Raw genomic sequence first — 18,338 nt, forward strand, 5'->3', positions numbered from 1 at the left:
GGATGATTTGCTTTAGCTGGCCCGTGCGGTTGCGATGGTTTTGTTAATGATGGCCCTTAGTGCAGCAGGCTTAATCGGTTTTGTGAGTAGTTGAGCGCCATTAGCGGCGATCTCCTCTTTTACTGCTTCGGTGCGGTCTGCGGTAATGATAATGGCCGGTACTTTTTTGTTGAGCAGTGGTTGAATATCTTCCAGCGCCATAATACCGGTTAGTGTTTCTGAAAGATGATAATCTGCCAGAATTATTTCGGGTTGGAAGCCCGCGTTAATCTGTTTTATCGCATCCGCTGTTGATAGTGCTGTATTAACCTCGCATTCCCAACCATTAAGTAAAGCTGACATCCCTTCAAGAATTTTAGGTTCATTATCGATCACTAATGCCTTAATTCCTTTGAGCCCTTTACTGTGAATCCAGCCGCGTTTTTCAGGTTTAGGTTTGATAGCTTTTGCTGGATCACCTAAAGGTATTTCAATACTAAATACGGTGCCTTTGGTTGGCCATGAGCGAACATTCAGGCTGTGTCCTAGCATGTTGGCAATACGCTCGGTGATGGCTAGTCCTAGTCCTAGACCTTGTACTTGGGAGTGTCTTGGGTTGTCTATTCGCTTGAACTCTTCAAATACCTCGTTGAGTTTGTCTTCAGCTATGCCGACACCGGTATCCCATACTTCAACTCTCAGCATGTTATTGTCTCTGCGACAACCCAGCAGAATTTTTCCCTCTTGTGTGTAACGGATAGCGTTGGATAGGAAGTTTTGAATTACACGGCGTAAAAGCTGTTGGTCGGAACGAACAATTTTGTTACATGGGACGAAACGAAACCTTAGCCCTTTTTTCTTTGCAACGGCTGTAAATTCTGTATTCAGCGCGTTAAACATATCGCTTAGGCAGAAGTCACTAATTGAAGGAATTAATGCACCGGCATCTAATTTAGATATATCGAGTAAAGCGGTAATTAGCTCTTCTGCCGCAGTTAAAGAACCATTTAGATTATCTACCAGCTGACTTGTTTCCTCGCTATGGCTCTGTTGGGCCAGTGCGGAAGTAAATAGACGTGCCGCATTTAAAGGCTGTAATAGGTCATGACTGGCTGAAGCTAAGAAACGTGTCTTGCCTATATTGGCATCATCCGCGTCCGATTTGGCCTGACGTAGCTCATCTTCCATTAGTGAGCGGATTGTATTTTCTTTACGTAGTTCTTTGTTTACGACAGAAAGGGCGTGCGTTCGCTCTCTCACTCTCTGTTCTAGGGTTTCGTTAGTCTCTTTAAGGGCTATTTCTGCTTTACGTCGCTCTGTAATATCTTGATATAAAGAGAAGTAACCTAGTACATCGCCGTAATCACCTATATGTGGAATGTATTTTACTTCTGCGTATCGCTTGCTTCCGTCGGAAGTTGGTAAGGTCGTTTCAAAACGCTGCTGTTTACCTTTTAGTGCTTCGGTAATGTAAGGGCTTCTAAGCTCATATTCTGCTTCAGACATGATTTTATAGCAGGGTTTTCCTGAGATTGAGTTTCGATCTAAGTGGAAGGTCTCTGCATAAGCCTTATTGACAAAAAGATAGCGTCGTTCTGGATCAAGGTATGCAATAAGTACAGGTACATTGTCCGTGTAGATACGAATATTTTGTTCGCTTTCCCTTAACGCTTCTTCTACATGTTTGTAAGTGGTGATGTCCATGTAGGTGTTAACGTAGCCGCCGTTAGGCATTGGGTTGCCGCGGACTTCTAAGACTGTGCCATTGGGGCGAAAACGCTCGTAACTGTGGCGTTGGCTTGATTTAAGTAAGGATAAACGCTTTTTGACCTGTTCCTCGTTATTACCGGGGCCGTATTCTCCTTTGGTTGCATTAAAACGAAATACTTCTTCAATTGGGCGCCCAACGCAGATAAGGCCTTCCGGATAATCGAACATCTCTACATAAACTCGATTCCATGCTACAAGCCTCATTTGCTGATCGACTACGCTGATACCTAAGCTGATATTCTCAATAGTCGATTGCAGAAGTGAGCGGTTGAACCGGAGTGCTTGAGAAGCTTCATCAACGATAGTTACAACATCGCCAATGTGCATGTCTTTTCCACGCAAGGTGGACGCTAAGACTATGCGTGAAGATGAAGCACCAATCACGCCCGCCAGTAATCGTTCGGTAAATTGGATTAATTCAGGTGTGGCTTTATCATCAGATAAAGGAGGGTCTTCATCCCGTTGTAGAGCAAAGCCCGTAAACGCATGTTGGGTGCGGCTGATCCCTAGAAAACGCTCTGTCAGCATTTGTAAATCACCAACAGTGACTTGCCCGTACTGTCTTGAGCTTTCGGTTAGATCCTTGTTGTATACGTCAACAAATGCGCTTGCTTGTATACGGTCCACAAGTCGTGGTGTTGCGTAGCGAGAGATCAGAATATAAAGACTCGTATTAACGAATAGAGACCAGAATACTCCATGGGATAAAACATCTAGGCTATCGAGATTAAATAGATGGGTTGGGGAAAGCCAAGTAATATTAAATATCCCGTTATTTAGGTATTCAGGCCCCAGTAGTCCAGCTTCACTAAAAGAGGGAAGTACAAGGGTGTAAAGCCATAGTATAAATCCGCCAATTAGACCGGCAATAACCCCATTACGAGACCCTGATTTCCAGTAAATTCCGCCAATAATCGCTGGTAGGAATTGTGCTGCTGCTACAAATGCAAGTAAGCCGAAAGACGCTAGAGGGGATTGGTCGCCTAAAATTCGATAGTAAAAATAGGCCAAGATCATTAGGCATAAAATGGTGATACGTCGGACACGAAGTAAAAGGGAGCCGATATCCTTGTTATCCGAGAGTCTGAGCCATGAAATTCGAAATAAAAGCGGCATGATAATGTCGTTACATACCATTGTGGCTAAGGTAATACTCGCTACGATAACCATACTGGTGGCCGCGGATAATCCCCCAATAAACGCGAAGGTCGCAAGTTGTTTGTAATCCGCAGCTAAGGGGAGCATAAGTACAAAAGTATCTGCATCAACGTTTGTACCTTCAAAATAGAGCACACCTGCTGTAGAGATGGGTAAAACGAAAGCCGATAGTAAAATCAAATAGACAGGAAATAACCAGCGAGCCAGTTTTAAATGTCCAGCATTTGTATTTTCTACTATGGTGACATGAAATTGACGGGGTAAGCAGATAACGGCCGCGCAGGCGAGAAGTGTTTCTGTTAAAAAACTGCCTTCAAGGAGTGAGGTTGTGTAATTGTTATTGTTGTTTAACTGTAAGGCGATATTGTAAGCAAGGTTGCCAAAACCATCAAAAACTTCAAAGGTTACGAAAATACCCACGGCTATAAATGCTGCGAGTTTTACAATGGATTCGAAAGCTACGGCGAGTACTAAGCCTTCATGGTGTTCGGTCGCATCAATCTGCCGCGTACCAAAAAGTATAGCGAAAATTGCCATGACTATGGCCACAAAGAGTGCGGTATCACTCCCTTTGCTTATTACCTCTTCTGTTCCAGGCGTTAAGGCGTTGTAGCTAATCGCTACAGCTTTAAGCTGCATGGCGATATAGGGCATAGTGCCGGTAACGGCAATAATGGTTACTAGTACAGCTAAGGCTTGGCTTTTCCCGTAGCGAGATGAGATGAAATCCGAGATGGTTGTAATATTTTGTTGTTTGCTGATCAGCACCATCTTCTCAATTAATTGCCATCCAAAAATAAATACGATAATTGGTCCCAGATAAGTGGCTAAAAACTCCCATCCGTTAGTGCTTGCTCTGCCTACTGCTCCATAAAAGGTCCAAGAGGAACAGTAGACAGCAAGGGAGAGTGAGTAGATGATTGGTCTACTGGCTGCCCGAGGATTTTTTTGAGCATTTTTGTCACCGTAGTAAGCGATGGCAAAAAGCAAGCCTAGGTAGGCAAGCGATATAAGAATTATCGACCAACCTGAAAGCATAAACACAATTCCTCGGTGAGATTATCAGGTAGTTAGTTTACTAGTTTTTAGCAGGAACCCAATATTTACCTGATTTTTGCAGAATAACGAATAGATATGTATCTAAATGACTAATACTTTTGTATAGGTGTTTGTTGTTAATAGGTTTTTTGGTTATGCCCTAGACTCTACGGAAAACGGCTAATCAGAGGGAGATTGGTAGGCATAAGGATATAACGAGTCGACTAAAGTTTAGCTTTGTTTGGCGACGGTGTCTGATAGTCTCTACCTGTCTTAAATTTTCACCAATTTTTCAATAACAAAAATAAGGATGGTGTTATGTCAATTAGTAATGAGCAGGCGCAAGCCTACTGGCGCGAAAATTTGCGCATCATTATGACTCACCTTGCGATCTGGTTTGTAGTTTCCTACGGCTGCGCAATCCTGTTCGTTGAACAGCTTAACGAGATTCCGTTTTTCGGCTTCCCATTAGGTTTTTGGTTCGGCCAGCAGGGGTCAATCTTCGTATTCGTCATCTTGATCTGGACTTATGTGTTCAGTATGAACAAGCTTGACGAGAAGTATGACGTTCACGAATAACAATAATAATTTCAATTAGGACGGCATTGCTATGAGTCTCGACGTTTTAACTTTTCTCTTTGTAGGTGGCTCCTTTGCGCTATATATCGGTATTGCGATATGGGCGCGCGCAGGATCAACCAAAGAATTCTACGTGGCAGGCGGTGGTGTACCACCAATTGCAAACGGTATGGCGACAGCGGCTGACTGGATGTCTGCAGCTTCGTTTATCTCTCTAGCCGGTTTGGTTTCCTTTATCGGTCGTGATGGTTCAGCTTATTTAATGGGTTGGACTGGTGGTTATGTATTGTTAGCACTGCTGTTAGCACCTTACCTACGTAAGTTTGGTAAGTTCACAGTACCTGACTTTATCGGTGACCGTTATTACTCGCAAACTGCGCGTGTAATTGCAGTGGCTTGTACAATTGTAATCTCTTTCACCTACGTTGCTGGTCAGATGCGTGGTGTTGGTATCGTGTTCTCTCGTTACCTACACGTTGATATCAACACAGGTGTTATTATCGGTATGGCGATCGTATTCTTCTACGCTGTACTCGGTGGTATGAAAGGTATTACTTATACTCAGGTTGCACAGTACTGCGTACTTATTCTTGCGTTTACTGTACCTGCATTGTTCCTATCTGCTCAGGTTACGGGTCATATCCTTCCACAGATCGGTTTAGGTGCTACATTAGATAGTGGTATGTCTGTACTAGCGACGTTGGATCAGCTTTCAGTTGATTTAGGCTTTAGTCAGTATACTAGCGGTAAGAAATCTACGATTGATATCTTCTGCTTAACAGTTGCTCTAATGTGCGGTACTGCAGGTCTTCCTCATGTAATCGTACGTTTCTTCACTGTACCTCGTGTTAAAGATGCACGTATCTCTGCAGGTTATGCATTGATCTTCATTGCGCTTCTTTATACTGCGATTCCTGGTGTGGCTGGTTTTGGTCGTGTAAACCTTATCCAAACACTGAATGGCGCTGATGGTTCTGGTGCTTCTTATGAAGCTCTAAAAACCGAAGCTAAGTGGTTCCAGCAGTGGGAAAATACAGGTCTTATCGGTTGGAATGACCGTAACGGCGATGGCAAAGTTCAGTATGCTGCTGGTGATGCATTTAATGGCGCTAAAGGTAAGCCTGCGTTCCTTGAAGATCGTGGCGAATACGGTCAGCGTCTAGCAACTAACGCTAAAGATGATGCTGAGTTTGATGCAAATAAACAGCCATTTGCTAACGAAGTATATGTCGACCGAGACATTATGGTGTTGGCTAACCCTGATATTGCGCAGCTTCCTAACTGGGTAATTGCGTTAGTAGCAGCGGGTGCGGTTGCAGCGGCACTATCTACTGCAGCGGGCTTGTTGTTGGTAATTTCAACAGCGATCTCCCATGACTTGATGAAGAAAACTATCAATCCGAATATCAGCGATAAGCAGGAGCTTCTTTATGCTCGTCTAGCTGCGATTGTTGCGATTTGTATTGCCGGTTACTTCGGTATTAACCCTCCAGGCTTTGTGGCTCAGGTTGTTGCCTTAGCGTTTGGTTTGGCGTGTGCGTCTGTATTCCCTGCAATTATCATGGGTATTTTCTGGACTCGTCATAACTCACAAGGTGCGATTGCCGGTATGCTTGTAGGTCTTGTATCTACAATGTGTTACATGTACTACTTCGCATTCGGTAGTGGTACGCCTGATCAGTACTTCTTAGGTATCTCTCCAGGTGGCTTCGGTACTGTTGGTGCGGTTCTGCATATCATTGTTGGCTTCGTAGTATCTAGTATGACTGCGGCACCACCAAAAGAAATCCAGGAGATTGTAGCTGATCTACGTATTCCACGTGGCGCTACTGAGGCTCATGATCATTAAGATCGAGTAATCACCTTACGGAAGGGGCGCCCAGCGTAAAGTTGGAGCGCCCTTTTTTGTGAACATTGCATAAGGATTATAGAGATGCCTGATTCTTTCAAAATGACAAACCTTCCGTTTAGTTTGTTGGATGAAAAAGAGGAACACATACTGCGTTCGAGCCTTGATATAGGTTACTACCAAAAGGGCGAGGTAATTATGGCTGCCGGGGAGGAGCCTGAAGGTGTGTTTATTATTTTGAAAGGAAGGGTGGGTGAAAGCGAAGTTATTGAGGAGGGGGAGACAAGCCGTGAGCAGATCTTTGTTTATTACACGAATGAAGATTATTTCGGGGGTTGGTCTGCAATCCGAGGTAAGGCTATTCATAACTTTATCGCTGAAGAAGAAACAATATGTCATGTTTTGCCGACTAAAACCTTATTAGATTTAATGTCTACGAATAGCCTGTTTGCAGACTATTTTCAGCAAAACCTGTCCGCTAAAACTGAAATTGTTCAGCAGCATGGCAAAGATCAAGATATGGCCGAATTTATGTTGGCTAAAGTATCCGATGGGTTGATTAGGGAGCCATTGGTTATAGTGGAGGGGACCTCTATACGTGAAGCAACCCTGATTATGCGAGAGCATAAATCGGATTGCTTGTTGGTTAGACGAGGAAGTCGATATGGCATGGTTACCGGAACTGACTTGCTTGATGCGGTTATCGTTAATGAGATGTCGATGGATACGGATCTAGCGGAGATAGCAAGTTACCGCTTAATCACAGTTGAGCCAGATGACTATCTGTTCAATGCGTTGATTATCATGACTCAACAGCGCATTGAACGTGTTGTGGTTATGCAGGGAGCTGAGATGAGTGGGATAGTAGAGCTCACGGATGTGTTGAGCTATTTTTCGAGTCATTCTCATGTGATTGGTTTGCGGATTGAGAGAGCGCAAACGGTTGAAGATCTAAAAGAGGCTGCTCAGGGCTTAGATGATTTAATTAAGGCTTTAGTCTCCCATGGTGTTAAGACTCGATTTGCCATGGACCTCTTGGCTGCAATGAATGGCCGGATTATTGCTAAATTATTCAATATTATCATTCCTTCTGATATGCAGCCCCATGTTTGCCTTTTAGTGATGGGCTCAGAAGGGCGTGGTGAGCAAATCATGAAAACAGATCAAGATAATGCTGTTATTTATCGAGATGGTTTGGTTTGGCCGGAGATGCAGGCGACCTTAAATCGATTTAGTGAGACTTTGATCGGATTTGGTTTTCCTCCGTGCCCAGGTAATATTATGGTATCAAATCCCGCTTGGGTTCGTTCATTGGGTGAGTGGACTCAGATGTTGAGGGAGTGGGCTGAAAAGTGCGACTGTGAGTCGCAGATGAACTTGGCTATCGCTATAGATGCTAAACCTGTAGCGGGTAACCCTGCTATATTTAAAGCGAGTCGTAACTGGTTTATGCGTCATTTACGTAATAATGATGTGTTTTTCTCTCATTTTGCAAAAGCATCCTTAGAGTTTGATACGCCGTTAACCTTCTTTGGTAACTTAAAAGATAAAGGGCACTTAGATATTAAGAAGGGTGGGATATTTCCTGTTGTTCATGGTATTCGAACGATTGCGCTTGAGTATCGTATTAAGGCGACAAATACATTTGAGCGAATTGAGGCGTTGGTCGAGCAGGATCAGTTACAGAAAAAACATGGTAGTGAACTAGCAGAAGCGCTAAGTCTGTTTATTAGTTTAAGGTTAAGGCAGCAAATTAAACGCATAGAGTGCAGTGAAAGTGGGCATGATCAAACACCTAACTTAATTGAATTGCAGTCGTTAGATAAAATGGAGCGTGATCTGTTGCGAGATGCTTTGCATATTGTAAAAGGGTTTAAGAAGCATCTTGAGCTTAGATATCACCTCGGGGGTTAGTTGATGATAATACCCAGAGCGGTTAGAAGAATAAAAGAGAAATACGATCACAAAGCGGGTCCGTTCGCCCATCTTTTTGAGTCCTATAGTGGCGACGAGATTGTTTCGCTTGATTGTGAAACCACTAGTTTAGATGTGAAACAAGGCGAAATTGTATCTATAGGTGCGGTTAAGATTAGAGGTCGCAAAGTACTCGCGAGTGAGCGGTTAGATATTAAATTAAAGCCACCCAAGTCTTTGAGTGGCGATTCTATTAAAATTCATAAAATTCGTGAGAGCGATTTAGCGGAAGGTATAGAGATTGAAGATGCCTTGCAGCAGGTGCTTGAATTTGTCGGTAATCGTCCGATTTTAGGCTATTACGTGAATTATGATATTCGGATGTTAGATAAATTTATCAGGCCGCTATATGGCTTTGGTTTGCCGAATAAAGCGGTGGAGCTTTCGCACGTCTACCACGATATCATCAAGTGGAAGTCTGTCGGTGGTAATGTCGATTTACGGTTTGATACTATATCGAAAAAGTTAGATATCCCCATGTTGGAGAGGCATACTGCTATAGGTGATGCTTTGACCGTAGCTTTGATGTATGTGCGTCTAAAATACGGCGATCCGCCAGAAGCGCATTATTAATCGGTAATACGTCAAAAGATTAGCGGGACTTATGGCCCGTTTTTTGCTTTATTTCTACCATATGTACTCATTTATAGTTTTAATAGACAAAATAATGACATTATTTTGTTATCCTCTATTGATGAAGTGCTAAGTGTGATTATAATGTCAATAAATTGCCGCTTGGTGTTGGTATGGTAGAAAGAGCAGATATAAATAGCGTTCTTATGCAAATGCGGACTATTAAAGCGCAGGTCCAAGCCACTTCTTCTGATGTTGCGCATATTGCGCCAGAAGGTTTGAAGGAAAATGGTGTTGTAGGACGAACGTCGTTTGGGGATATCTTAAAAAATGCCGTTGATGGTGTTCATGATACTCAGGTGAATGCCAAAAAGTTGGCGGTTGCATACGAGCAAGGTGATTCGAGTATCGATTTACCGCAAGTAATGATTGCGGCCGAGAAGGCGTCTATATCTTTTCAAGCTATGACCCAAGTACGTAATCGCTTGGTTTCAGCTTATGAAGATATTATGAATATGCCGATCTAATAAAAAATAGAAATTCAAGGTGAGTGGCTGTGGCTGGTGGTTCTGAAACGTTAAGTGGAAACCCAATGCAAGGCTTTAATAAGCTAGGCATTGTACGTCAACTCGGTTTGATGGTTGGGTTGGCTGCCAGTGTCGCTATAGGCTTTGCTGTTGTTCTGTGGTCTCAAAAGCCCGAACAGCGAGTTCTCTTTAGTAATCTCTCTTTTTCTGATGCGAATCAGATTATCGAACAACTTCGTTTATACAATGTGCCCTATAATTTTGATGCGGATGGTCGGGCTATATTGGTGCCTGATGAATATGTTCATCAAGCACGTTTAAAGCTAGCGGCTGAAGGTTTTACTGCGGATAAAACTGTTGGCTTCGAAATAATGGATAAAGAGCAAAGCCTCGGTACCAGTCAGTTTATGGAAACGACAAGGTATAGACGAGGTTTGGAGGGTGAACTGGCGCGCACAATCGCTAGTATGACGGCCGTTCGAAATGCTCGGGTGCATTTAGCTATACCTAAAGATACGGTGTTTATTCGTGACACTCGTAAGCCTACAGCCTCAGTTTTCTTAGAACTTTTTTCTGGTCGAGCTCTCGAACGGGATCAAGTTGCATCAATTGCTAATTTAGTCGCTTCAAGTATTCCTGCTCTTAATGTTAAAGATGTAACAGTGGTTGATCAGCAGGGCCGTTTGCTGAATATGCGCGACAAAGACGTTAATGTCGTTTTAGCAGCGAAGCAACTTGAATATACACGAAGCCTAGAAGGAACGTTGCTCAATAGGGTCAATAGTATTCTGCAGCCTGTTGTGGGGGCTGGGCGTTTCCGTGCTGAAGTGTCTGCTGATGTGGACTTTACAGCGGTTGAACAAACGGATGAACTTTATAATCCGGATCTGCCAGCGTTGCGTAGTGAGCAAACGATGGATGAATCTCGTGTTAGCGGAAGCGCACCTGTTGGAGTGCCTGGTGCATTATCTAATCAGCCGCCGGGGCCAAGTAGTGTTCCTGAACAAGTAGGGTCGGGTGACAGCGCTGCGGCGGAAGGTGGATCTCCAGGTTCCGCTCGTAAGCAGGCGACTCGAAACTATGAATTGGATAGAACGATCAGTTATACCAAGCATCAACAAGGGCGTGTTAGACGTCTAACTGTAGCGGTTGTGGTAGATGATCTGTCTAGCGTGGATCCCACAAGCGGTGATGCGATCAGAGCGCCTTGGGATCAGAATGAATTAGAACGCTTACGTATACTTGTCCAAGATGCTGTAGGTTTTTCTGCCTTGCGTGGTGATAGTGTTAATGTTGTAAATACTCCCTTTGTCGCTGAAGAACCTATAGTGACAGAGGATATTCCGATCTGGAAGCAAGATTGGATCTGGGATATCGCTAAGCAAGCAATGGCTGTTATTTTTGTTCTGGTCTTAGTCTTTGGGATTTTAAGACCGATTTTACGTAACTTGGCGACAGCCGGTACTGCTGGTCATGTGGCTGGTCTAGGTGCTGCTGGTGATGTGAGTGCTGAGTTGGCTGGGTTAGATGGCGCTGACTTTTCGTCTGACTCTGTGACCTTTGGCAGTGATGATGAATTACTACCTACCCCCAATGAAAGTTTTGATTATCAGTTAAATGCTATTCGTAGTATGGTGGCCGAAGATCCTGCGAGAGTAGCGCAGGCAGTTAAACAATGGGTAGGTGATAATGAGTGACGGAGCAGATCAGGGGGGGCGTGAAATTGATAAGGCCGCCATCCTGCTGATTAGCTTGGGTGAAACTGACGCTGCAGAGATTCTCAAACATATGGGCCCTAAAGAGGTTCAAATGATTGGGGAGGCGATGGCACAGTTAAATAATGTTCCTCAAACAAAAGTAGAATCGGTTGTAGGTGACTTTATGGGATTGGTTAGCGACCAAACCGGTATAGGCATTAATAACGATATCTATATTCGCTCTATGCTTAATCAGGCGTTAGGTGAAGAAAAAGCTAAAACTCTCCTCGATCGTATTCTTATGAGCACCAATACGTCTGGCCTTGATACGTTGCGCTGGATGGAGCCTCGACAAATCGCAGAAATTATTCGTTATGAGCATCCGCAGATTCAGGCGGTGGTTGTTGCTTATCTTGAGCCTGATGTGGCGGCGGGTGTTTTAGGGTGTTTCGATGAAAAACAACGCCTTGATATTCTTATGCGTGTTGCTGCTTTGGATCGTATTCAGCCGCAAGCGTTACAGGAGTTGAATGATATATTGGAGCGTCAATTTGCTGGCGCAGGCGGTGCGAGCACTGCTACCTTGGGCGGCGTAAAATCAGCTGCGAATATCATGAACTTTATTGACTCTAATATGGAAGTGGAGTTGATGGAGAGCATTAAGGAATCGGATGAATATTTAGCGTCTAGCATCTCTGATCTAATGTTTGTTTTCGATAATCTACTTGATGTTGAAGATATGGGTATTCAAGCTATTTTGCGTGAAGTGTCAACGGATGTGTTAGTGATTGCACTAAAAGGCGCAGATGTAGCCTTGCAAGAAAAAATCTTTAGAAATATGTCTAAGCGTGCTGCCGAATTGCTTAAAGATGACCTTGAAGCGAAAGGTCCTGTGCGGGTTAGTGATGTTGAAGGTGCACAGAAAGAGGTGCTTACCATTGCACGCAGACTTGCCGATGATGGTGAAATTATCCTTGGCGGTGGTGGTGAGGCGATGGTGTAATTGATATATGTCTAACGAAACTAAGGCGTATAAACGTATTAGGGCTGAAGATGTGCGTGATGCCCAAAGCTGGACTTTACCTCAAATGGGAAAGTCTTCTACGACCGCTACTGCGCTTCAGCATAAAACGATTGCCGAAGTTACTGTTGTTGATGAAGTTATTGCTGCAGAAAAGATTACTGTCGCTGAACTTGAAGCTATTCGAGAAACCGCACGTATTGAAGGTCTTGCAGCGGGTTTGGAGGAAGGGCGTAGTCAAGGTCAAGAGGAAGGGCATGCTGCAGGTTTAGTTGCGGGACGAGAAATTGGTTACAAAGAGGGTTTTCAGCAGGGTGAGTCAGAGGTCGAAAGGCTTCAAACAATGCTTAAAGATCTGTTGTCTGAATTACAAACCCCACTGGACGAATCGACCGCAGCTATCGAAGAAGAGTTAGTGAAACTTGTTGTTTTATTGGCTGAAAAAACAGTAGGTGCTGAGCTGTTAACAAGAAAGGATTTGCTTCTATCTTCTATTCGAGAAGGCTTACAGCAGTTGCCTGAACCCATAACGACAGTGCTTCTCAAAGTAAGTGCAGACGATTCTGAGTTTATTGAGGAATCACTACTTCTACCAGGGGCATCTCTTGTGGTTGAGGTTTCTCCTGATATTGCAGCTGGTGGCTTTCGTCTTGAAACTGAAAGTACTTTGATTCAAGATGAGGTTGAAGCGCGTTTTTCCGAAGTTGTAGAGCAATTCTATAACAATCTAAAACATGAAGCCGCTGGCGATCATGAGTAAGCTCCTAGAAAAACTATCCCGTTATTCTCAATACCGAATAGATCCTCCTTGCCCGCGTGTAGAGGGTCGCATCACGCGTATGATCGGCTTGACGATTGAGGCTGTCGGTATTAAGTGTGCTGTGGGGGCATGCTGTTTTATTGAGTTATCCAAAACAAATAAAGTTGAGGCTGAGGTGGTGGGATTTTCTGGAGACCGCATCTATTTAATGCCTTTATATCCAATCGATGGATTACAGTCTGGAACACGAGTTATAGCCTCTTCTGAGTCCGGAAAAGTCCCTGTCGGAATGAACCTTCTTGGTCGAATTTTAAACGGTGTTGGTAAGCCTATAGACGGTAAAGGGCCTTTGCAGCCTGAAGCTGAAACGGATTTGGCTGGAGAGATTATTAATCCTCTTATGCGAGAGCCAATAAAACAGCCTCTTGATGTAGGTATCCGCACAATTAATGGTTTGTTGACGGTCGGGCGTGGTCAACGAATGGGTCTATTTGCTGGTAGTGGTGTCGGTAAATCAGTATTGCTGGGGATGATGACGCGCTTTACTGAAGCGGAAATTATTGTTGTAGGTCTGATCGGCGAGCGAGGACGGGAGGTTAAAGAGTTTATTGAGCATAGTTTAGGTGAGGAGGGGTTAAAGCGTTCGGTTGTGGTGGCTTCACCTGCAGATGATTCGCCTCTTATGAGGCTTCGGGCTTCACAATTATCGACACGTATAGCCGAGTATTTTCGCGATCAAGGGAAAAATGTACTTTTGCTAATGGATTCTCTAACCCGTTATGCTCAAGCTCAACGTGAAATAGCGCTGGCCGTTGGTGAGCCACCTGCAACTAAAGGGTACCCGCCCTCTGTTTTTGCTAAAATTCCTAAACTGGTTGAGCGAGCAGGTAATGGTGAAGAGGGTAGTGGTTCTATTACTGCGTTTTATACGGTATTGACTGAAGGGGATGATCAGCAAGATCCTGTAGCTGATTCGGCACGTGCGATTTTGGATGGGCATATTGTTCTATCGCGTCGTTTGGCTGAACAAGGACATTATCCTGCAATCGATATTGAGGCCTCAATTAGTCGTGCGATGCCGCAGATTGTTGAAGCGGATCATCTAAAAATGGCAATGCGGTTTAAGCAGCTATACTCTAAGTATCATCAAAATGAAGACCTTATTAATGTAGGGGCTTATGTTAAGGGAAGTGATCCTGATACTGATTTTGTGATAGAAAATTTACCTTCAATTAGCGCTTATCTGTGTCAGGGTATGAATGAATCCTTCGCGCTAAAAGAATCTATGCAGCAGATGTTTATGGTTATCTCTACACCTCCACAAGCGGAGTTAAACCAGCAAATACGTCGCCCAGCAAATAATGGCTTGCAGAAATGAGTAAACGTTCAAAGCGATTACAGTTGGTTCTTGATCTTGCCGAGAGAAAAAAGAAACAGGCGGATCAGTTTCTTGCGGCTAGTCGTCAGCGAGTTGAACAAGATAAGAAAACTATGGGGCAGTTGGATCAATATTTAGCTGAATACCATCAAAATTATCTAGGGGTCAATGCGGAAGGCTGTACCGGTGCACAATTGCATGCACAGCAAGCTTTTATGCAGAAGATACAAGATGCCAAAGATACTCAGAGCAATGCCATGGCTCAGAACTTAAAAGAACTTGAGGCAGTTGAACAGCATTGGAAAACTTCATACGCACGTATGAAGGGTATGCAAAAACTGACGGATAAGGCGCTCGAAACTGAAATGCAAGCAGAGGAAAAGGCTTTGCAAAAGCAGATAGATGAGCGTGCTCAAGTAATGAAAAACTCCTTCCTGTAATCTTGGCCCTTTTTTTGCTTTTGTTGTACTAGGCAAATTCATAGGAGCCTAGAATGAGCGAGCAAATATCAATGCCTGCAGGTAGTGGGCTATTAACTTTAAATCTATCAGTATCGTCATCAAGTGGCTCTTCGCTAGCTCCTGGTGGTGCTTTGTTTAGTGGTTTTGGCTCAGTGCTGAGTCAATTGCCTGAACAAGGAGCTGGGCTTGCCAGCGGCGCTTTTTTGCCGCAATCGGGTGCTAGTTTGCCGCAAGTCAGCGATGATGGCTTGCTTCCGGACATTACCATGGAGCAGAAAATGCTCTATATCGCACAGATGTTAGAGCAACAGTATGGAGAGGGTGCTGAGCTTCCTCCAGAGATTACAGCAGAGCTTGCTCAAGCTTTGAAAGAATTCGCAGAGCAGCGCACGACATTATCAAACGAAGGTGAGGTGGCAGAGGTTGAGTCATCTGATGTAGAGATAGGGGATGATTTAGCGGTTGCTGGTGTTGTTGGTCCTCCTATACTTTTATCTGATCTTGAAGAGAGTATGAGTAATGGCGCTCTGTATGATGCGCTTAAAGCTAAATTTAATGAATTCTCTTCAGGCACCGCTGCGTTATCTGATGATGCAGAAATTTCTGATGACGCTGTTCGGCAAAATGGGCGAATTGCTGGCTTGGTCGATAATGTTGTTAATGCCGATGGATTGAAAGATTTATCTGAGATTGTGAATCAACGTTCTGCTGATCAGCTTGCGCTTATTAATGCCAATAGAGATGAGCGTGCTGCATTGTTTCAAGCGCAGGTCGCGGCGGATGATTCTTCTTCCGATATGGCCGCTGCTGCTCAATTACGCGCTTCAGATGAAATGAATAAAGCGGCTGCTTCTTCTGTAGTTGCACAGAATTTAGCTCTTAAATCGAATAATGAAAGAGCATCCGGTACTGTGCTGCCTCAGCCTGTTGACGATGAAGTCGATAGTACACTTGATCCTAGTTTAAAAAGAGATAACTCTGCTGTAGGTCGTGTTTCTGAGCGAGCTGATCTGTTGAGTGCTAGCTATCAAAAAGAGATGGCCGCTGATTTAGCGGCAAAAGCAGAGGTGGCTGCAAAACCTATATCTGGAAAAGAGCTTCCTGAAAAATTTGAGTCTGCGTTGGAGCTGTCAAAGCAGCTGTTGCAGAAAGTTACGTCTAACGAGAAAGTGTCTGATAGTAGCTTTAATCAGCGTATGGAAACGCTTGTATTGGCTCAAACTCAGCAGGCGTCAGGTGTTAATCAGCCGACACAGGCTCAAAAGGTGGTTTCTGATGCTCAAAACCTTATGATGCCGCAGCAAGTTCAGATCAATACACCCGCATGGAAAAATGCATTGGGTGAGCGCGCCATCATGGTTTCGACACAGAATTTAAATGTAGCTAATATTCAGTTAGATCCTCCAGAACTTGGCGCTTTGAGTATCAAAGTGCATATAAATCAAGACCAAGTCAGTCTTAGTTTTACCTCGCCTCATGCGCATGTTCGTGATGCTGTGGAACAGAGCTTGCCAAGACTCCGTGAGATGTTTGCTGAGCAAGGTTTATCTTTGCAGGATTCATCTGTGGCCGATCAATCTGCGGATCAGCAACGTAGAGAACAGTTTGCTGAGCAGGGTGAAAAAGGTGCTTCAGGAAGCTCATATATGGAATCAGGGGAAGCGGGTGGTGAAGAGTCACTTTCTCAAGTGGAGTCTAAACCGATGTCGTTGGTTGATTACTATGCTTAGATCGCTTTTGTTGATGATTATTAAATAGATAGGTGACCTGTAAATTATCGTAGAATATTTTTGAAATCAGGTTGTTAGTTTGTTGTTTCTTATTTGATAGGTGTATTTGGTGATTAATATACCTACTTATTTTCTTTTTCTTATAATGGCGCTTCGGCTTCTTGTTCGATGTTTACTATAAAAACAGTAGTTTTTGTGGTTCTTGATCTTCAGCCTTAAAATCAGTGTGTTATATTAGGCTTAATTCTATTTTTACCATGCGGCTATCGTAAAGCACTTGCCGTGATGTTGCTGAGGATCTATACATGGCTGAAGAGCAGGGACCGAGTACAGAAGAGGGCGATCCAAAAAAATCGTCTAAGTTAAAATTAATTATTATCGTTGTACTTGCGCTCATTATTGGTGGCGGTGGAGCTACTGCAGCATTTCTTTTTCTAGGTGGAGATGATTCGACTGAAGAGGCTGCGTCAGCGGAGCCGGTTAAGGCTGAAGCTATTTATACTAAGGTGAGAACTATGGGGGGTAAGCCGATGTTTGTCGTTACTCTCCAGTCAGACGATCAGCGTTCGCATTATATGCAGCTTTATGTAGAGGCGAAAACTCGCGATCAAAAAGTTGCTGATGCGTTGACCCTTCATATGCCATTGATTGTTTCTAGACTAAATAACTTATTTAGTGCGCAAGATTTTCGAGTTTTACAGTCATTGGAAGGTAAACGAGCTTTGCAAAATGATGCCACTGAATTAGTGTGTGAGATTATGCAAGACAAAATAGGTAAACCCGGTGTTGAAGCTATTCTCTTTACTAATATGGTTATGCAGTAATGCGATTGTATTTGGTTGAGGAACCTTGCTAGATGTCAGTCAAAGACCTGCTTTCACAAGATGAAATCGACGCTCTTTTACATGGGGTGGACGATGGTGATGTTGAAACTTCTGAAGATATTGAGGTTGAGGACGGAGAAGTTCGTCCTTATGATCTAGCCAGTCATGAACGTATTGTTCGTGGCAGAATGCCTACACTTGAAATGGTTAACGAGCGTTTTGCGCGTTACACCCGATTAAGTCTTTTTAACCTGTTGCGCCGTGCTGCTGATGTTACTGTTGGTGGTGTGCAGGTTATGAAATATGGCGATTATATTCATACGCTATATGTTCCTACCAGTATGAACCTTGTACGGGTTTCCCCTCTTCGTGGCACCGCGCTCTTTATTATGGATGCTAAGCTGGTTTTTAAGCTGGTGGATAACTTTTTTGGTGGAGATGGGCGTCACGCAAAAATAGAGGGGCGAGAGTTTACACCTACAGAAACCCGCCTTATTCATAAAGCATTGGAACAGTTCTTTTTGGATCTAGAGGAGGCATGGCGTCCAGTTAAAGAGCTAAGTTTTGAGCATTTAGGCCATGAGATGAATCCAGCAATGGCTAATGTTATCAACCCCACTGAGGTGGTGGTTGTCAGTACTTTTCAGGTCGATCTTGAAGGCGGGTCAGGTGAGTTTCATGTGGCAATGCCTTATTCCATGCTTGAGCCGATCAGGGATCTGCTCGTATCTGGATTCCAGAATAACGAAGATGAAAAAGATGAGCGCTGGCAAATCGCGTTACAGAGAGATATTTTGATGGCGCAGCTTCCACTAGATATGGTGGTGGCGCAGCAGGATATGACATTGCGTGATGTGTTGGAGTTAGAGGCGGGTGATGTAATACCTATAGAGTTGCCATCTACGTTTGAGTTAAAGGCTAACAAGGTGCCCGTATATCGTTGTACTATGGGAGTTGCTCGGGGTAACTTGGCTGTAAAAATTGTTGATCAGATAGTACGCCCTAAATAAACGGCAGATA

The 18,338-nt window shown here is 43.8% G+C and carries 14 protein-coding genes; 13 read left to right on the forward strand and 1 reads right to left on the reverse strand.

Annotation, left to right across the window (positions count from 1 at the left end):
- Nucleotides 1-12: 12 nt before the first annotated feature.
- On the reverse strand, nucleotides 13-3,945 hold the full coding sequence (locus tag Q4486_RS10320) for a NahK/ErcS family hybrid sensor histidine kinase/response regulator (RefSeq protein ID WP_303418648.1): 3,933 nt from the start codon (nucleotides 3,943-3,945) through the stop codon (nucleotides 13-15).
- A 318-nt stretch (nucleotides 3,946-4,263) separates the two neighbouring features.
- Here Q4486_RS10320 and Q4486_RS10325 point away from each other — a divergent pair, with 318 nt between their 5' ends.
- The 13 genes from Q4486_RS10325 (at nucleotide 4,264) to fliM (ending at nucleotide 18,328) form a co-directional block, all read left to right on the forward strand.
- A complete protein-coding gene (locus Q4486_RS10325; protein WP_067866506.1) occupies nucleotides 4,264-4,524 on the forward strand; it encodes a DUF4212 domain-containing protein in 261 nt (86 codons plus the stop codon).
- A 31-nt stretch (nucleotides 4,525-4,555) separates the two neighbouring features.
- Nucleotides 4,556-6,373, forward strand: a complete 1,818-nt coding sequence (locus Q4486_RS10330; RefSeq protein ID WP_303418644.1) for a sodium:solute symporter family protein — start codon at nucleotides 4,556-4,558, stop codon at nucleotides 6,371-6,373.
- A gap of 84 nt (nucleotides 6,374-6,457) precedes the next feature.
- On the forward strand, nucleotides 6,458-8,287 hold the full coding sequence (locus Q4486_RS10335; RefSeq protein WP_303519351.1) for a putative nucleotidyltransferase substrate binding domain-containing protein: 1,830 nt from the start codon (nucleotides 6,458-6,460) through the stop codon (nucleotides 8,285-8,287).
- A 3-nt stretch (nucleotides 8,288-8,290) separates the two neighbouring features.
- Nucleotides 8,291-8,920: a 3'-5' exonuclease gene (locus tag Q4486_RS10340; protein ID WP_303519352.1), complete on the forward strand. Its 630-nt coding sequence runs from the start codon at nucleotides 8,291-8,293 to the stop codon at nucleotides 8,918-8,920.
- Between the two features lie 173 nt (nucleotides 8,921-9,093).
- Nucleotides 9,094-9,447 carry a flagellar hook-basal body complex protein FliE gene (gene fliE / locus Q4486_RS10345; RefSeq protein ID WP_303418636.1) on the forward strand — a complete coding sequence of 118 codons (354 nt, stop codon included), beginning with the start codon at nucleotides 9,094-9,096 and terminating at the stop codon, nucleotides 9,445-9,447.
- A gap of 65 nt (nucleotides 9,448-9,512) precedes the next feature.
- On the forward strand, nucleotides 9,513-11,144 hold the full coding sequence (gene fliF, locus Q4486_RS10350) for a flagellar basal-body MS-ring/collar protein FliF (RefSeq protein ID WP_303418790.1): 1,632 nt from the start codon (nucleotides 9,513-9,515) through the stop codon (nucleotides 11,142-11,144).
- Nucleotides 11,137-12,147, forward strand: coding sequence for a flagellar motor switch protein FliG (fliG, locus tag Q4486_RS10355; protein ID WP_303418633.1), 1,011 nt, complete (start codon nucleotides 11,137-11,139; stop codon nucleotides 12,145-12,147). The genes fliF and fliG overlap by 8 nt, the downstream gene beginning before the upstream one ends.
- A gap of 7 nt (nucleotides 12,148-12,154) precedes the next feature.
- Nucleotides 12,155-12,925 (forward strand): FliH/SctL family protein, encoded by a 771-nt coding sequence (locus tag Q4486_RS10360; RefSeq protein ID WP_303519353.1) that lies wholly within the window; start codon nucleotides 12,155-12,157, stop codon nucleotides 12,923-12,925.
- On the forward strand, nucleotides 12,918-14,303 hold the full coding sequence (gene fliI, locus Q4486_RS10365) for a flagellar protein export ATPase FliI (RefSeq protein ID WP_303418629.1): 1,386 nt from the start codon (nucleotides 12,918-12,920) through the stop codon (nucleotides 14,301-14,303). Before Q4486_RS10360 ends, fliI begins: the two co-directional genes overlap by 8 nt.
- The gene (fliJ, locus tag Q4486_RS10370; protein ID WP_303519355.1) at nucleotides 14,300-14,743 is read left to right on the forward strand and encodes a flagellar export protein FliJ; all 444 of its coding nucleotides are present in this window, start codon (nucleotides 14,300-14,302) and stop codon (nucleotides 14,741-14,743) included. The genes fliI and fliJ overlap by 4 nt, the downstream gene beginning before the upstream one ends.
- Nucleotides 14,744-14,796: 53 nt before the next feature.
- On the forward strand, nucleotides 14,797-16,494 hold the full coding sequence (locus Q4486_RS10375) for a flagellar hook-length control protein FliK (RefSeq protein ID WP_303519356.1): 1,698 nt from the start codon (nucleotides 14,797-14,799) through the stop codon (nucleotides 16,492-16,494).
- Between the two features lie 305 nt (nucleotides 16,495-16,799).
- On the forward strand, nucleotides 16,800-17,318 hold the full coding sequence (locus tag Q4486_RS10380; RefSeq protein WP_303418623.1) for a flagellar basal body-associated FliL family protein: 519 nt from the start codon (nucleotides 16,800-16,802) through the stop codon (nucleotides 17,316-17,318).
- A gap of 32 nt (nucleotides 17,319-17,350) precedes the next feature.
- Complete coding sequence (fliM, locus tag Q4486_RS10385; RefSeq protein ID WP_303418620.1) at nucleotides 17,351-18,328, forward strand: flagellar motor switch protein FliM; 978 nt, start codon at nucleotides 17,351-17,353, stop codon at nucleotides 18,326-18,328.
- The last annotated feature ends 10 nt before the right edge of the window (nucleotides 18,329-18,338 follow it).

It is taken from the genome of Neptuniibacter sp. 2_MG-2023 (assembly GCF_030547495.1).
GTDB lineage: Bacteria > Pseudomonadota > Gammaproteobacteria > Pseudomonadales > Balneatricaceae > Neptuniibacter.

Coding starts and splice junctions, on each gene's coding strand:
- fliG (WP_303418633.1), top strand. CDS start 11,137: ATGAGTGACGGAGCAGATCAGGGGGGGCGTGAAATTGATAAGGCCGCC.
- Q4486_RS10335 (WP_303519351.1), top strand. CDS start 6,458: ATGCCTGATTCTTTCAAAATGACAAACCTTCCGTTTAGTTTGTTGGAT.
- Q4486_RS10320 (WP_303418648.1), bottom strand. CDS start 3,945: ATGCTTTCAGGTTGGTCGATAATTCTTATATCGCTTGCCTACCTAGGC.
- fliI (WP_303418629.1), top strand. CDS start 12,918: ATGAGTAAGCTCCTAGAAAAACTATCCCGTTATTCTCAATACCGAATA.
- fliM (WP_303418620.1), top strand. CDS start 17,351: ATGTCAGTCAAAGACCTGCTTTCACAAGATGAAATCGACGCTCTTTTA.
- Q4486_RS10375 (WP_303519356.1), top strand. CDS start 14,797: ATGAGCGAGCAAATATCAATGCCTGCAGGTAGTGGGCTATTAACTTTA.
- fliF (WP_303418790.1), top strand. CDS start 9,513: ATGCAAGGCTTTAATAAGCTAGGCATTGTACGTCAACTCGGTTTGATG.
- Q4486_RS10325 (WP_067866506.1), top strand. CDS start 4,264: ATGTCAATTAGTAATGAGCAGGCGCAAGCCTACTGGCGCGAAAATTTG.
- Q4486_RS10330 (WP_303418644.1), top strand. CDS start 4,556: ATGAGTCTCGACGTTTTAACTTTTCTCTTTGTAGGTGGCTCCTTTGCG.
- Q4486_RS10380 (WP_303418623.1), top strand. CDS start 16,800: ATGGCTGAAGAGCAGGGACCGAGTACAGAAGAGGGCGATCCAAAAAAA.
- Q4486_RS10360 (WP_303519353.1), top strand. CDS start 12,155: ATGTCTAACGAAACTAAGGCGTATAAACGTATTAGGGCTGAAGATGTG.
- Q4486_RS10340 (WP_303519352.1), top strand. CDS start 8,291: ATGATAATACCCAGAGCGGTTAGAAGAATAAAAGAGAAATACGATCAC.
- fliE (WP_303418636.1), top strand. CDS start 9,094: ATGGTAGAAAGAGCAGATATAAATAGCGTTCTTATGCAAATGCGGACT.
- fliJ (WP_303519355.1), top strand. CDS start 14,300: ATGAGTAAACGTTCAAAGCGATTACAGTTGGTTCTTGATCTTGCCGAG.